This window comes from Klebsiella sp. D-Nf1, from assembly GCF_002810515.1.
Taxonomy (GTDB): Bacteria; Pseudomonadota; Gammaproteobacteria; order Enterobacterales; family Enterobacteriaceae; genus Klebsiella; species Klebsiella variicola.
The window spans coordinates 991,375-1,005,390 of record NZ_PIOK01000001.1; the positions used below are offsets into that span (position 1 = coordinate 991,375).

Sequence of the window (14,016 nt, forward strand, 5' to 3'; positions counted from 1 at the left end):
TGATAACTTATTGGACCAATTACTCAGGTTGTATGACTACTATTAGAGGGAACCCATTGTGAAAACATTAAACCGTCGTGATTTCCCCGGCGCGCAGTACCCTGACCGTATCATCCAGTTTGGTGAAGGCAACTTCCTGCGCGCATTCGTTGACTGGCAGATAGATCTCCTCAACGAGCATACCGACCTGAATGCGGGCATCGTGGTCGTCCGTCCTATTGCGACGGATTTCCCGCCTTCACTGAGCACCCAGGACGGCCTTTACACCACTATTATTCGCGGTCTGAACGAGAAGGGTGAGGCGGTGAGCGACGCGCGCCTGATCCGCTCGGTCAACCGGGAGATCAGCGCTTACGCTGACTTCGACGCTTTCTTACGTCTGGCGCATAACCCGGAGATGCGGTTTGTCTTCTCCAATACCACTGAGGCGGGCATCAGCTACCATGCCGGGGATCGTTTTGACGACGCGCCGCCGGTCAGCTATCCGGCGAAACTGACGCGCCTGTTGTTTGAGCGCTACCAGCATTTCGCCGGTGCGGCCGACAAGGGATGGGTGATTATTCCCTGCGAACTGATCGATTATAACGGCGAGGCGCTGCAGGCGCTGGTGCTGCGCTATGCTGCCGAGTGGCAGCTGCCGCAGGCGTTTATCCGCTGGCTGACCTCAGCGAACACCTTCTGTTCGACGCTGGTGGATCGCATCGTAACCGGCTATCCGCGTGATGAAGTGGCGGCCCTTGAGGCACAGACTGGCTATAAAGATGCCTTCCTTGATACCGCCGAGCATTTCTACCTGTTTGTGATCCAGGGGCCTGCCTCGCTGGCGGCCGAGCTGCGTCTCGATAAACTGCCGCTGAATGTGCGCATTGTGGACGATATCAAGCCGTATAAAGAGCGCAAAGTGGCGATCCTCAACGGGGCGCACACCGCGCTGGTGCCGGTGGCCTTCCAGGCAGGGATCGACACCGTGGGTGAGGCGATGAACGATGCGGAGATTTGTGCGTTTGTCGAAAAAGCGATTTATGACGAGATTATTCCGGTGCTGGATCTGTCGCGCGATGAGTTTGAATCATTTGCCAGCGCCGTGACCGGGCGCTTCCGTAACCCGTATATTAAACATCAGCTGCTCTCGATTGCGCTCAACGGCATGACCAAATACCGCACCCGCATTCTGCCGCAGCTGCTGGCAGGGCAGCAAAAGAGTGGGCAACTGCCGCCGCGGCTGACTTTTGCCCTGGCAGCGCTGATCGCCTTTTACCGGGGAGAGCGGGAGGGTGAACGCTATCCGGTACAGGATGATGCCGAATGGTTGACGCGATATCAGACGCTGTGGGCCCGGCATCGGGATCGCCAGATGAGCACCCGCGAGCTGGTGACTGCGGTACTCAGCGTAGAGGCTCACTGGGAACAGGACTTGAGCCAGATCCCGGGACTGGTGGAGCAGGTGACTGCCGACCTCGATGCTATCCTGTCCCGCGGTATGCGCGATGCTGTACAGCCTTTGTGCTGATAGCGGACGTCATTGACCCGGCTGCGGCCGGGTTTTAAAGCCCCTTGATTAGTTACAACATACATTTTATTGCAGTTATCAAGCCGGTCGGTCACTCCGCTGCAAAAAAGCCTTTTAGTGCCAAATAGCCCCCTTCAAGGAGAGAATTGCCGCTATGCCGCTTGAACATGTGGCTACACAGGAAAATAATGGTTTGAACCCATTTTCCCTGCCAATGTTCGCAGGCTAATTCATTCATCTGTAAGGAAACTCGCATGGTCATCGATATCCGGGAAATACGGCCGCACGACAAAGCCGAATGGCTTAATCTCTGGGAAGGCTATACCCGCTTCTACGGCAGTCTGCAGCCGGAAGAGGTGACCGAATACACCTGGCAGCGAATGCTGGACATGAACTCCCCGGTGCTGGGCAGGGTGGCTGTGGTCGATGATACGGTAGTGGGGTTCGCCATCTGCATTCTTCACGAGGGAACCTGGGTCACCACGCCAATCTGCTATCTGGAGGATTTGTTTGTCGATCCTGTCTTCCGTGGACAAGGCATTGCCAGAACAATCATTAAGTCGCTGCAAACCGAAGGGGCAGACAAAGGCTGGTCGCGGTTGTACTGGCATACGCGCCATGATAATCCAGCCCGTCATCTGTATGATGAGTTTACCCCGGCTGACGATTATGTGCGCTACAGGATCACGCTTGGGTCCTGAAGCGGTAAGAGGTTGTTAAGCTTTTCCCGCTATAACAGGGGAAACCGGCTCAGGAGAAGCAACGATGGAAAAACGTCTCGACACAGTGGTCAATCTGATTATGTTTCTTTCACTATTGGCTACGGCCTGGGATCTCTCACTGGTGCATCATCTCGCCTGGTAGCCTGAAACGCGGCGCCTCTTGCGGCGCCGCTGGCATTATTCATCCGTCATCTTCCCTGCGCTAAAACTCCAGTCCTTCCGCTGGTTAAACTGGATAACCACCAATCCATTTTATTACAATAGCTTATATGCCAGCCATCTGGAGATGATGTACTTTCTCATCGAACCTGTCATCGCAGGAGTTCCTTATTTAAATCCGATGATTATTTCTGATGATGAACTTGCTGAATTACTTATTAAATTAATGAGGTGAATGGATGGATTTCTTGAAAAGATGGTTAAAGGAAGAATTCATTCTTTTTTTATGGGGATGGGGCATTGTATTATTAATCATTGTATTTAGCATGATTGCAGTCTCTCTTTTTCCTGACATTGCCATTAACTTAATAGGACTTTTTGTTTTATTAATCATTGGGTTTCACGTTGTTGTTTGGTTTAAAGTTAAAAACTGATATGAAAGAGGAGGGGTAATGTCAAATCCAGCATATTTATGGTTAACTGATGAGAATGATTCGCCTATTATAGGTTCTTGCCTGATGCCCACGCGCACGGGTTCCATCGAATTGCGTGCAGTGAATCATCATGTTTGGTTACCTACCGATAATAATACAGGAAAGCTGACGGGAACCCGTCTTCATACACCGGTTAAAATTCAAAAAGAGTTTGACAGAACAACACCTTTGTTATTTAGGGCTCTTTGTGAAGGTCGAACATTAAAATCGGCAACGCTAAAAATGTACAGAATAAATGAGGCGGGACTGGAAATTGAATATTTTAACATAGCAATGGCGAATATTAAGATTACGGCAATCACACCAAATTTACATCCGGCCGGAATGACAAGTTCTCACCTTGAAGACATTGATTTCCGTTATGATACGATCACCTGGAGATACACAGAAGGGAACATCATGTATTGTGATTCATGGAACGATCGCTGTTGTGCCTGGTAGCAAATGATATAGTGCTGAAACGCGGCGCCTCTTGCGGCGCCGCTGGCATTATTCATCCGCCATCTTCCCTGCGCTAAAACTCCAGTCCTCCTGCTGGTTAAACTGGATAACCACCATCACGTCCTGCGGGCTGACCGCCATCTCATCGTCTAACCGCGCACAGAGCCGACGATAAAGCCCCTGTTTCTGCGCCCGGCTGCGCGGTTTCCCGGCGAAAATATGAAACAGCACGAAGCGGGCGCTGCGTCCGTCGCTGAGGTAGTACCGGTCATAAATGCGCTGCTCGTCGGCGGCCTGTTCGATAAATTGAAATTTATCTGCTGACGGCACGTCGAACTCCGCCACCAGACACTCATGAAAGAGCGCCGACAATTGAGCAAACTCCGTGGGACGCCAGGCCGTGCCAAGCGATATGCGAGTCAGGGGCATGATGTCTCCTGCTCATTCAGACAGGTCAGGGCGCTGGCCGCCGCCGGCCAGCCGGCATAGAACGCCAGATGGGTAAACAGCTCGACGATTTCGGCCTGGCTCAGGCCATTTTGATAGCCGAGAGCGATATGCCACGGCAGCTGCTGGGTTTTACCCAACGCCGTCAGGGCAGAAAGGGTGATCAGGCTCCGTTCGCGGGGCGACAGATCGCGGCGTGCCCAGATATCACCAAACAGTACCGTTTCGGTCAGTTCGGCCAGTTTTGGCGCAATGGCGGCCAGGGTGTTGCGATTAACAGCGTTATTTTCCACAGTGACTCCCGTTATTGGGTGTTGAGATGGCAATCACTGTCGCATGCCGGGAAAGAGGTTGAATATCGCAATGTTCAGGATGTTTCATCCTGATAAGCAGGACGATTTTTCGCCCTGTTTTCCATACCCATTACCACGCTTACGCGCTCATTCCGGTTAGACGTCGATTTTTCGCGCCACGATAAACAGTCTGGGGAATCGCAGGAGTACCTTTCCGTTACACCGTAACGGATAGTGGGCGGTCAGCAATTCGACATAGCGTGTCAGAAATGCGTTTCTGGACTGCTCGTCCAGGCCGGCCAGATAGGGACGCAATCCGGTCCCCTGCAGCCAGTCGCTTATCGCCTGATGGGAAGCGAGGGGATGAAAATAGGTGGTGCGCCAGATATCAACTTCGCAACCCTGGCGGGTCAGCATATCGTACCAGGCGTCCGGCGGGAGTAAGGGCTGGCGTCCGCGGTCCGGTAATCCTTGTTCGTTGGCGACCTGGCGCATCAGGGTATGCGAGGGCTCCTGCCAGTTATCCGGCATTTGTACGGCCAGCGTCCCGTTGTCTGCCAGCTGCGCCACCAGATGCGGAAACAGCGTCTCATGATCCGCCAGCCACTGTAGAGAGGCGTTCGCATAGATCACGTCTACCGGTTGCGCAGGCCGCCAGCGGGCAATATCGGCGTCGATGAACTCACAGTCTGGTAAGGCCTGTGCCGCCTGAGCCAGCATGGCCGGGGAGTTATCGATACCGGTGATTGCCGCCAGCGGCCAGGCGGCGCGCAGCAGGCGGGTGCTGTTTCCCGGCCCGCAGCCAAGGTCGACGACATTCTCAACCTGCAGATGGGCAATACGCGAGAGCAGATCGGCCGCGGGGCGGGTACGTTCAGCGTCAAATTGCAAATACAAAGAAGGGTTCCAGTCAGCCATAGCGCGGTCCTGTGTGAGGGAAGACTGGGCAAAGCATAGAACGCCACAGGCAGCCTGTCAGCCGCCGAATGTTACCAGCGGTAACCCACTTCGTGACAGTGTCACAAAAAGAATAAACATCAGTGGGGTTTTCGCGTCTGGTCGGTACGCTCAGGGAAGCGGTGGGATGGACAGACACTGCGCCCGCTACGGGCGCAGTGTCTTATTCGGCGTTCTTGAGCGCTTCAGCGCGGCTGGCGGTGGCGTAAACAAAATCCAGCATCGGTTCGAGATCGGTGTCGTAACCGGCCTGAATGATTTTTCCCCGCAGCCATTCGATTTCGCTGGTGATATCGGGCGGGAAAATGTTGTTATCCTGCGCCCGGCGTAGCCATTTCAGCAGAAAGTTATTCTTTCCTCTGATACCGCCCGATTTTTTCGACTTTCCGTGCATCTTCAGCGCGACCAGGACGCAGTAATAGAAATGAACGCGCTGATTAAAACTTTGGTGCATGTCTGTGTTTCCCGCCAGAATCAGGAATTCACCGTGTGGGTCAGTGATTCGGATTGGACTACGGCGCCGGGCTGGATCGTTGTGCGATCTCTGTTGTTCTCCGCTACCGTCCTTGCATCTGTTGTCAGATGCTGAGGAGGATGTTGGCATGGAAGCCGAATCGTCGTCAATTGCCGATTCGTTTTTTGCCCGCGACGACCCGCGGGCCAGGCCTGACTACGTCCTTGAGACGGCTCGCTGTTGTCGCTGGACGCGTAAAATGAGCAGGAAAGCGAACACCACGACGATCGCCGCCAACAGATATAGCGTGGCGAGGTCGTAGAACCCGGCGACCCATCCGGCCAGCGGCCCGGTGAGTCCCAGCGCCAGGTCAAGAAACGCCGAGTAGGTGCCGAGGGCGGTTCCCTGGTTTTGCTCTTCCACCTGTTTGACTGCCTCGACCCCTAACGCCGGGAAGACCAGGGAAAAACCCGAACCGGTGAGAAAGGCGCCGACGCCGGCCACCCAGGCTGACGGCGCCAGCCAGATCAGCAGCAGGCCAAGACACTCGATCACAAAGCAGACCAGCGAGACCGGGACCCCGCCATAGCGGGTAATGGTATTTCCCAGCACCAGGCGGACGCAGATAAAACCGACGCTGAACAGGGAGAGGGTAAACGCCGCGCCCTGCCAGCTGTGCGCCGCAAAATAGAGGGTGATGAAGGTGGCGATAACGCCGAAGCCAACGGTACCAAAGGCCAGTCCCAGGCCATAAGGCCAAATTTTTCGTACCACCGCGTGAAAGGGCGCTCTGACGCCGGCGGTCACGCTGACATCCTGGCGGGTGCGGGCGAACAGCAGGCCGATGGCGGCCACCAGCACCACCACCGTGGCAAATCCGCTAATGCCGAAATAGTGGTTAAGGGTGACCCCCAGCGGCGCCCCGATCGCCATGGCGACATAGGTTGCCACGCCATTCCAGGAGATCACCCGCGAGGTATGGATCGCGCCGACGGTTTTGATCCCCCAGAGCGTGGCGCCGGTCGCGGTAAAGCTCTCCCCGACGCCAAGAAACACCCGGCCCGCCAGCAGCGCGGCGATGGCCAGCATTGGCGTCGCCTGCAGCAGCACCGCCAGCAGGGTAAATGCGCCGCTCAGCAGACAGCAGATGATCCCGAGACTGACCACTTTTTTCGGGCCCCAGATATCGGTATAGCGCCCGGCGTGCGGTCGACTGATCAGCGTTGAAATGTATTGCAGGCTGATCACAATCCCGGCGACAAAGGTGCTGTAGCCCAGCTGATAGTGAATGTACCCCGGCAGTACGGCCAGCGGCAGGCCGATGGAGAGATAGCAGATACAGGTGAAGACAACGATCGAAATGATGCGCAAATTGAGTTGCGTGGTGCTGACGGAAGTGCTCATAGGGATAAGTGTTTAATACAAGGGATGTTTAGCATAGCGCGCCGCGAGGACGCTGGCGAGTCGCGAGGGCGTTTTATCTGTCACCGATGAAGTCGCCGTCTGTCCGAAGGGGCGCAACGGTCTGTACCGTCGATGATGTTGTGCATGCGCCCGCCATTAATCGGGTTTGCCGCTGGCGCCTGCGTACGGGCATGATGGCGTTATCTTACCGCCGCATTCAGGAGAGAACATGTCCCACGATTTCGCTGATATTGACGTTTTGTTCATTGCGGGCTTCGGTCCCATCACCCGCAGCACGTCGCAAAGCCGTGACTTCTATTGTCAGGCGTTGGGGTTGCCGCTAAAGCCGATGCCGGGTAACGAGGCGTATCTGCTCAGCGAGCAGGATGCCATCGGTGGGGTGAAACATTTCGCGCTGTGGCCGCTGGCGCAGGCGGCGCAGTCCTGCTTTGGTCAGGACCAGTGGCCGGAGACGGAGCCGGTGCCGCAGGCATGGATTGAGTTTGAGGTCCGCGACCTTGCTGCGGCGACGGCGCGGCTACAGCAGCAAGGATACCGCCTGCTCGTCGCTGCGCGCGACGAACCGTGGGGACAGACGGTCACCCGATTGCTCAGTCCGGAAGGGCTGCTGGCCGGGCTCACGGTGACGCCGTGGCTGCGGGCGGAAGAGCCTTAACGCCTACGCCGGGCACTGCGCAGGACACACAGGAGAGGTTATTGACTCTCCTCGTGATCGGAAGCGCTTCGCACTTCTCCCCAGGCGCGGTTTTGCAATACGGTGCGATAGCCGTCCCGGTCGACGAAAGTGACGCCATTGACCTCCCAGTAAGGGTTAAACGCCGTGACGCGCAGAAATCCGGCGGCATCCATGGCGGCGCACTGTGCTTCCCATTCCGCCTGCAGTGGGTAATACAGCACCAGCAAATCTTCATCTCCTGGCGAGGGAGTGACGGGATGGTGGCGACAGTGGGTGAATTCCAGATGCCAGTCCGCGGCGGGCGCGCCGAGCATTATCCCGCTGAATCCTTCATGATCGGTAAAACTGCCGAGCTGCTGAAGCCCCAGCCCGGCGCAATACATGCTGGCGGCGGCGTCCAGTTCACTGACCGGTCTGGCGATGCGCATATGACAGAACGACATAATGACTCCCGTAAGGCGTAGGCCGGGTCAGGCGTAGCCGCCACCCGGCAAAAAAGCGGCATCGTAGCCGCGACCTGGCGCCCGGTGGCGCTGCGCTTGCGCGGGCCTACGGACCGAAGAATCGCTTTAGCCTGACAGCGTAGCCCTGTAGGCCGGGTCAGGCGCAGCCGCCACCCGGCAAAAAAGCGGCATCATAGCCGCGACCTGGCGCCCGGCGGCGCTGCGCTTGCGCGGGCCTACGGACCGAAGAACCGCTTTAGCCTGAAAGCGCAGCCCTGTAGGCCGGGTCAGGCGCAGCCGCCACCCGGCAAAAAAGCGATTCTTTCGCGAGTTGATACTGTACCGGCAAAACGCCCCTGCGTTTGTCTGGAAGAGCCCTTGTGCACCTCATACGAGTGCATCGCGGTTTCCTTTTTCAGCTTAGTCGTTCGCCACGCTTTGCAACAGCTTGCGCCACTCGCTAAGGGCGGGGACGCTGAACCCGGTGCGCCAGATAAGCTGGGTGGTCGCCTCGCACAGCGGTTCGCTAAGGCAGTTTTCTGGAAGCGTCATCAGCGCCAGCACGCTCTGCGGCAGCAGGCAGGCGTAGCGTCCGGAAGCCACGCAGGCGAGCATGCTGTGATAGGAGTTCACCTCATGTACCTCGACGGTCATCTGCTGCGCCGCCAGCCAGCGTTCGCCCAGCGCGCGGTAGCTGCAGCCGCTGGCAAATGCCGCGAACCGCAGCGGGCCCGGGGTCTGCGGACGGACCACCATCAGAGTTTCATAAAACACCGGGGCTGATTCCAGTTCGGGCGGACACGCGGGTTGACCATCGGCCCCCGGCGGCAGGCAGACCAGCGCGGCATCGAGGCTGGCGTTGACCACCTGCTCGATTAGCTGGCAGGTAGGCTGGGTGATCAGCAACACCTCTACCTGCGGGCACCGCTGTTGAAAGCGAGTCAGCAGCGGCGGCAGACGGCTGGCGGCGGTTGCCTCCATCGCGCCCAGCCGCAGGGTACCGCCGGGCGTCGCTGGATGCAGAGCCTGCTTTGCTTCCTCCGCGAGACTCAGGATCCGCCGGGCATAGCTGAGAAACTGCACGCCTGCCGGGGATGGCACCATCTTTTTGTTGCTACGGACGAAGAGTTCCACGCCAAGTTCCTCTTCCAGCTGCTGAATACGGGTGGTGATATTGGACTGCGCGCGGCCGAGCCGTTTCGCTGCCTGCGTCACGCTTTGCGTTTCTGCCACCTGGATAAAGATCTGCAGTGTGCTGTGGTTCATATTTTTATTCTCAATATGAAAATGATATTGATCTTATCATCTTTAAAGGAGATGGTAAGCCTCCGGTATCGCTAATGCATGAGGACACCATGAGCAACCCACTGCTTTCGCTTCTTGATATTGATTATCCCCTGATTCAGGCCCCGATGGCGGGCGTCTCCACCCCCGCGCTGGCTGCCGCGGTAAGTCATGCCGGCGCGCTGGGCTCGCTGGGGCTGGGCGCTTCAACCGTTGCCCAGGCGGAAGCGATGATAGTCGCCACCCGCCAGCTGACGGACCGTCCGTTCAATGTCAATCTGTTCTGCCATGCGCCGCCCCGGCGCGACGCCCGGCGGGAAGCCGACTGGGCAGAGACGTTGCGCCCCCATTTTGCCCGCTATGGCAGTACGCCACCGGATTCGTTAAGCGAGATCTACCAGACATTTATCGGTCATGCGCCGATGCTGGAGCTGCTTCTCGACCTGTCGCCGGCGGTGGTGAGTTTTCATTTTGGTCTTCCTGAACGTGAGACGATCCAGCGTCTGCGACAGCAGGGGATTGTCACCCTGGCGACGGCAACCTCGCTCCAGGAGGCGCTGCTGATTGAGCAGCAGGGGATCGACGTGGTGGTCGCTCAGGGCTATGAGGCGGGCGGGCACCGGGGGATCTTCGCTCCGCAGGAGCCTGATGCTCAGCTGAGCACCTTCACCCTGGTGCAACTTCTGCGGCGTCGGCTAACCATCCCGGTGGTAGCCGCCGGGGGCATCATGGACGGGGCGGGGATCACCAGCGTAATGCAGTTGGGGGCGCAGGGCGTTCAGCTCGGTACGGCGTTTTTACTGTGTCCGGAATCGGCCGCCGACGCCGGTTATCGCGCGGCGATCAACAACAGCATTGACGGACGTACGGTGCTGACCTCCGCGATATCCGGGCGTCCGGCACGCTGTCTGGCGAATGCCTTCTGTGCGCTGGGGGAAGCCTGTCCGGCGAGCGCCGTGCCGGATTATCCGCTGGCGTATGATATCGGCAAAGCGCTGGCCGCTGCCGCGAAAGCCCAGGGCGTCCATGAGTATGGCGCCCACTGGGCCGGGCAGGGTGTGGGGTTGATCCGCGAGGGTGACGCCGCCGGTCTGGTGCGCCAGCTGGCTGAAGAGTGCGGCTGGCGTTGAGGTTTGAAACTTAGCGTCGGTGGGCCAGGCTGCGCACCAGCCGATCGCCGGCCATTTGCACGCCCTGGACCATCGCCACCAGGATCAGCACCGTGCCAAACATGACTTCATTATTAAACCGCTGATAGCCGTAGCGGATGGCGAGGTCGCCAAGTCCACCGCCGCCGATCACGCCGGCCATGGAGGAGAAACCAATCAGCATCACGATGGTCAGTGTGATCCCGGCCAGCAGCGTTGGCAGGGCTTCCGGCAGCAGAGATTTAAAAATCACGTGCCAGACGTTGCCGCCCATCGACAGAATGGCTTCGATTCTCCCGTAGTCCACCTCGTCGAGCGCGTTTTCCGTCAGACGGGCAAAGAACGGAAAGGCGCCGATGGTCACCGGCACGATGGCGGCGGTGCTGCCCAGCGTGGTGCCGACGATCAGGCGGGTAAAGGGGATCAGGGCGATCAGCAGCACGATAAACGGCAGCGACCTGCCGATGTTGATCACCGCGCCTAACAGCGCGTTCAGTTTCGGCATCGGCGCCAGTCCGTTGGCGCGGGAAATAAATAACAGCACGCCGGTGGGCAGCCCGATCAGCACGGTAAACAGGGCCGCCAGGCCCACCATATAAAGCGTATCCAGCGTGCCGTCGAGTAATAACGGCCACAAATCTTCCCAGCTCATGCTACTCCGCATAATGGCCTCCCCTGAACGCCGTGACGGGTAAGAAAATCTTGTTCAGCCTGCGGGTCGTGCAGCAGCGACTGGCGCAGCCGCGACCATGGGGTCACCAGCAGGTCGGCGAGTTTACCGCTCTCGACAATCTCGCCCTGTTCCAGAAGTGCCGCGTGGTCACAGATGGTTTTCACCACCTCCAGCTGATGCGTAATCAGCACGATGGTCAGATTGAGGCGCTGGTTAATATCCGCCAGCAGGGCCAGCACCGAGGCGGTGGTCTCGGGATCCAGCGCACTGGTCGCCTCATCGCACAGCAGCACTTCTGGCCGGGCGGCCAGGGCCCGGGCGATGCCGACGCGCTGTTTTTGCCCGCCGGAAAGCTGCGACGGGAAGGCGGCGGCCTTTTCGCTGAGATCCACCAGTTCCAGCAGTTCACGCACCCGAGCCTCGCGAGCGGCCCTCGGCATCCCGGCAATCTCCAGCGGCACCGCGACGTTGTCGGCGACGGTGCGGGCATGCAGCAGATTGAAGTGCTGGAAAATCATCCCGGTACGCAGACGATAATCCCGCAGCGCCGCCTTGTTCAACTGGGTAATATCCTGTCCGTTCACCAGAATGCGGCCCGAGGTGGGCCGCTCCAGTAAATTGAGACAGCGGATGAGCGTACTTTTGCCGGCGCCACTGCGCCCGAGAATGCCGTATATTGCCCCTTTCGGTATCTGCAACGCGATATCGTTCAGCGCCGGTCGGCCGGTTCCGGCGTAGGTTTTGCTCAGCCCTTCGATGGTTATCATGACTGAGGGGCCACCGGGATCACCGAGCCGTTGTAGGTTTTACGGATAAACTCCGCCACCTGCGGTGACGTCAGATCTTTCGCCAGCGCCTTAATGCGCGGGTCATTCGCCAGGGCTGGGGTGGTCACCAGAATATTGGCGTACGGGTTATGCTCGGCGCTTTCCAGCCCCAGGGCATCTTTTGCTGGCACCAGGCCGGCTTCCAGGGCGTAGTTGCCGTTAATCACCGCCAGGTCGACATCGTCGAGGGAACGCGGGATCTGCGGCGATTCAATCTCCAGAATCTTCAGGTGTTTCGGGTTCTCGACAATATCCTTCGGCGTCGCCAGGGTGGTGGCCGGGTCGGTAAATTTGGGATCCAGCTTGATAAGCTTCTGCGCCTGCAGCAGGAACAGCGCCCGGCTCAGGTTAGTGGTGTTATTCGGCACCGCCACCGTGGCGTTTTCCGGCAGTGATGAGAAATCTTTATGCTTGTGCGAGTAGATCCCCAGCGGCTCAATATGAACGGTGGCCGCGACGGCAAAGGTTTTACCCAGTGCTTTTTCCTGATCCTTCAGATAGGGGACATGCTGGAAGTAGTTGGCATCCACATCACCACTGGCCAGCAGTTCATTGGCGTTGACCCCGCTGGTCAGCTCCACCACCTTCAGATCGAGGCTGGGATCGATTTTTTTGATGTAGTTGAGGATCTCGGCGTGGGGAACCGGGTCCGCGGCGACGCGCAGCGCGGCAGCCTGGGCAGACGTCCATGCCAGAGAAAGAGACAGTGCGACCCCTGCCAGTTTAAAAGCGGCATATTTCATGGTGTTTTCCTTTTTAGTTATGGTTAAACGATCAATTGCTCGGCGCGTTCGCGAAACACGTCCTGATAGTAGCGTTCCGCCACGTCCGGATGGGAACGCAGACGGCCCTTGAGATAATTCCAGCCGACATCGCGCAGCAGCGGATTGTGCGGGTCGCTGTCCGGACCTCGCGCTTCACGCGCCAGCTCGGGCGGCAGGGTGTAAACCGGCACCACCGCGTCAAGCTGGGCGCCGAGGAAGAAAGCGATGGAGAGGCGCTGCTGCTGCGCCGGTGGCGACACCACGCGATGGACGGTGGCGCGCAAATACCCGTTGGTCGCCAGCTCCAGCAGTTCGCCAATATTGACCACAAAGCTGCCGGCCAGCGGCACGGCGTCGATCCATTGTCCAGGCGCGACCTCTACCTGCAGTCCTTTTTGCTTGTCCTGCAGCAGGAAGCTGAGAAAACCCGAATCTTTATGGGCGCCGACGCCCTGGCTGCTTTGGGTCTCCTGCTGGCCGGGATAGCGGATCAGTTTGATATGCTCGTTGGGTTTCTCGCCGTAGAGCCGGTCAAAGGCATTCTCCGGGAGCTGCAGGGCTTCGGCAAAAGCGCGCAGTAGGCGGATGCCCACCTGGGTCATCTGCTGTTGCCAGTGAAGTAATACTGGTTTAAGCGACGGCAGGGCGGCAGGCCACAGATTCGGACCCTGCAGGCGCTGCCAGCGCGGGGCGTCGTCGCTGAGGGTCAGCGCCGGACGTTCGGCGCCGATATCAAACTGCTCTCGCCAGTCAGGCTGGCCGCGCGTTAGCTCCGAGGCCGCGCGGTTATAGCCGCGAAAATGGGGGGAGTGGATCATCGCCACCTGCTGCTTTTGCGCCTCATCGAGAGCAAAAAAGCGTTGGGACTGGCGCTGAACTTCATATTGAAGCGCGTCGTCCACACCGTGGTTGATCAAATAGAAGAAGCCGATGTCGCGGGCGGCGTGACGCAGGTCGGCCAGGAAGGCCGCTTTATCCGCGGGGTCCGAGTAGCGGGCCAGGTCGAGAATCGGCAGGGTGGTCGCGTTCATTGTGTTCTCCGAAAACGGGGTAATAAGTTATGGGTTGATTCAGGTTCAGGGTTCGGGCACAACAGCAGCGCATGGTGATTTCCTCTGTCCGGGGCTGAACACAGCTTGCCTCAAGGCCAAATAAGCAACCAATAACGTTATTTTCTAATTTATGACCGCGCGGGGTTCAGTGCTTTTGCGTTAAATAGATATAGGCGCGAAGCGCGTAATGAAGCCGGTTGCGCCCGTCGGTCAGAGCCAGTAAGGTAGGCGCACTTTTTTAATGCGG

The 14,016-nt window shown here is 58.2% G+C and carries 17 protein-coding genes and 1 pseudogene; 7 read left to right on the forward strand and 11 right to left on the reverse strand.

Annotated features, from left to right (window positions below; all coding sequences use genetic code 11):
- The first annotated feature begins 58 nt into the window (after positions 1-58).
- The 5 genes and pseudogenes from CWM54_RS04840 (at position 59) to CWM54_RS04865 (ending at position 3,326) form a co-directional block, all read left to right on the forward strand.
- Positions 59-1,510, forward strand: coding sequence for a tagaturonate reductase (locus tag CWM54_RS04840; RefSeq protein ID WP_100696220.1), 1,452 nt, complete (start codon positions 59-61; stop codon positions 1,508-1,510).
- A 254-nt stretch (positions 1,511-1,764) separates the two neighbouring features.
- A complete protein-coding gene (locus CWM54_RS04845; protein WP_100680200.1) occupies positions 1,765-2,211 on the forward strand; it encodes a GNAT family N-acetyltransferase in 447 nt (148 codons plus the stop codon).
- Positions 2,212-2,476: 265 nt separating this feature from the next.
- Positions 2,477-2,626: pseudogene (locus CWM54_RS04855) on the forward strand (hypothetical protein); the annotation flags it as partial.
- Between the two features lie 4 nt (positions 2,627-2,630).
- Positions 2,631-2,825 carry a hypothetical protein gene (locus CWM54_RS04860; protein WP_023328596.1) on the forward strand — a complete coding sequence of 65 codons (195 nt, stop codon included), beginning with the start codon at positions 2,631-2,633 and terminating at the stop codon, positions 2,823-2,825.
- Between the two features lie 18 nt (positions 2,826-2,843).
- Positions 2,844-3,326, forward strand: a complete 483-nt coding sequence (locus tag CWM54_RS04865; protein ID WP_100696222.1) for an Hcp family type VI secretion system effector — start codon at positions 2,844-2,846, stop codon at positions 3,324-3,326.
- Positions 3,327-3,374: 48 nt separating this feature from the next.
- Here CWM54_RS04865 and CWM54_RS04870 read toward each other — a convergent pair whose 3' ends face one another.
- From CWM54_RS04870 to CWM54_RS04890, 5 genes are all read right to left on the reverse strand, one after another.
- A complete protein-coding gene (locus tag CWM54_RS04870) occupies positions 3,375-3,755 on the reverse strand; it encodes a tautomerase family protein (protein ID WP_100696224.1) in 381 nt (126 codons plus the stop codon).
- Entirely contained in the window at positions 3,746-4,066 is a 321-nt protein-coding gene (locus tag CWM54_RS04875) for a carboxymuconolactone decarboxylase family protein (protein ID WP_100680202.1), read from the reverse strand. The genes CWM54_RS04870 and CWM54_RS04875 overlap by 10 nt, the downstream gene beginning before the upstream one ends.
- Positions 4,067-4,222: 156 nt before the next feature.
- Positions 4,223-4,984 carry a trans-aconitate 2-methyltransferase gene (gene tam, locus CWM54_RS04880; protein WP_100680203.1) on the reverse strand — a complete coding sequence of 254 codons (762 nt, stop codon included), beginning with the start codon at positions 4,982-4,984 and terminating at the stop codon, positions 4,223-4,225.
- 202 nt (positions 4,985-5,186) lie between these two features.
- Complete coding sequence (locus CWM54_RS04885) at positions 5,187-5,477, reverse strand: hypothetical protein (protein ID WP_008804940.1); 291 nt, start codon at positions 5,475-5,477, stop codon at positions 5,187-5,189.
- A 216-nt stretch (positions 5,478-5,693) separates the two neighbouring features.
- Positions 5,694-6,881, reverse strand: a complete 1,188-nt coding sequence (locus tag CWM54_RS04890; protein WP_100680204.1) for an MFS transporter — start codon at positions 6,879-6,881, stop codon at positions 5,694-5,696.
- Between the two features lie 229 nt (positions 6,882-7,110).
- On the opposite strand from CWM54_RS04890, the gene CWM54_RS04895 reads away from it, so the two are divergent.
- The gene (locus CWM54_RS04895; protein WP_008804938.1) at positions 7,111-7,557 is read left to right on the forward strand and encodes a VOC family protein; all 447 of its coding nucleotides are present in this window, start codon (positions 7,111-7,113) and stop codon (positions 7,555-7,557) included.
- Between the two features lie 38 nt (positions 7,558-7,595).
- Here CWM54_RS04895 and CWM54_RS04900 read toward each other — a convergent pair whose 3' ends face one another.
- A complete protein-coding gene (locus CWM54_RS04900; RefSeq protein WP_100696226.1) occupies positions 7,596-8,021 on the reverse strand; it encodes a VOC family protein in 426 nt (141 codons plus the stop codon).
- 420 nt (positions 8,022-8,441) lie between these two features.
- Positions 8,442-9,287, reverse strand: a complete 846-nt coding sequence (locus tag CWM54_RS04905; protein WP_100696228.1) for a LysR family transcriptional regulator — start codon at positions 9,285-9,287, stop codon at positions 8,442-8,444.
- Between the two features lie 89 nt (positions 9,288-9,376).
- On the opposite strand from CWM54_RS04905, the gene CWM54_RS04910 reads away from it, so the two are divergent.
- Positions 9,377-10,435, forward strand: a complete 1,059-nt coding sequence (locus tag CWM54_RS04910; protein WP_227520696.1) for a nitronate monooxygenase — start codon at positions 9,377-9,379, stop codon at positions 10,433-10,435.
- Between the two features lie 10 nt (positions 10,436-10,445).
- Here CWM54_RS04910 and CWM54_RS04915 read toward each other — a convergent pair whose 3' ends face one another.
- The 4 genes from CWM54_RS04915 to CWM54_RS04930 are packed head-to-tail and all read right to left on the reverse strand — an operon-like array spanning position 10,446 to position 13,748.
- Positions 10,446-11,105 carry a methionine ABC transporter permease gene (locus CWM54_RS04915; protein ID WP_004217626.1) on the reverse strand — a complete coding sequence of 220 codons (660 nt, stop codon included), beginning with the start codon at positions 11,103-11,105 and terminating at the stop codon, positions 10,446-10,448.
- Positions 11,102-11,893, reverse strand: a complete 792-nt coding sequence (locus CWM54_RS04920; RefSeq protein ID WP_100680209.1) for a methionine ABC transporter ATP-binding protein — start codon at positions 11,891-11,893, stop codon at positions 11,102-11,104. The genes CWM54_RS04915 and CWM54_RS04920 overlap by 4 nt, the downstream gene beginning before the upstream one ends.
- Positions 11,890-12,696, reverse strand: a complete 807-nt coding sequence (locus CWM54_RS04925) for a MetQ/NlpA family ABC transporter substrate-binding protein (protein WP_002904638.1) — start codon at positions 12,694-12,696, stop codon at positions 11,890-11,892. Before CWM54_RS04925 ends, CWM54_RS04920 begins: the two co-directional genes overlap by 4 nt.
- Positions 12,697-12,719: 23 nt before the next feature.
- A complete protein-coding gene (locus CWM54_RS04930) occupies positions 12,720-13,748 on the reverse strand; it encodes an isopenicillin N synthase family dioxygenase (RefSeq protein WP_100696232.1) in 1,029 nt (342 codons plus the stop codon).
- Positions 13,749-14,016: the final 268 nt, after the last annotated feature.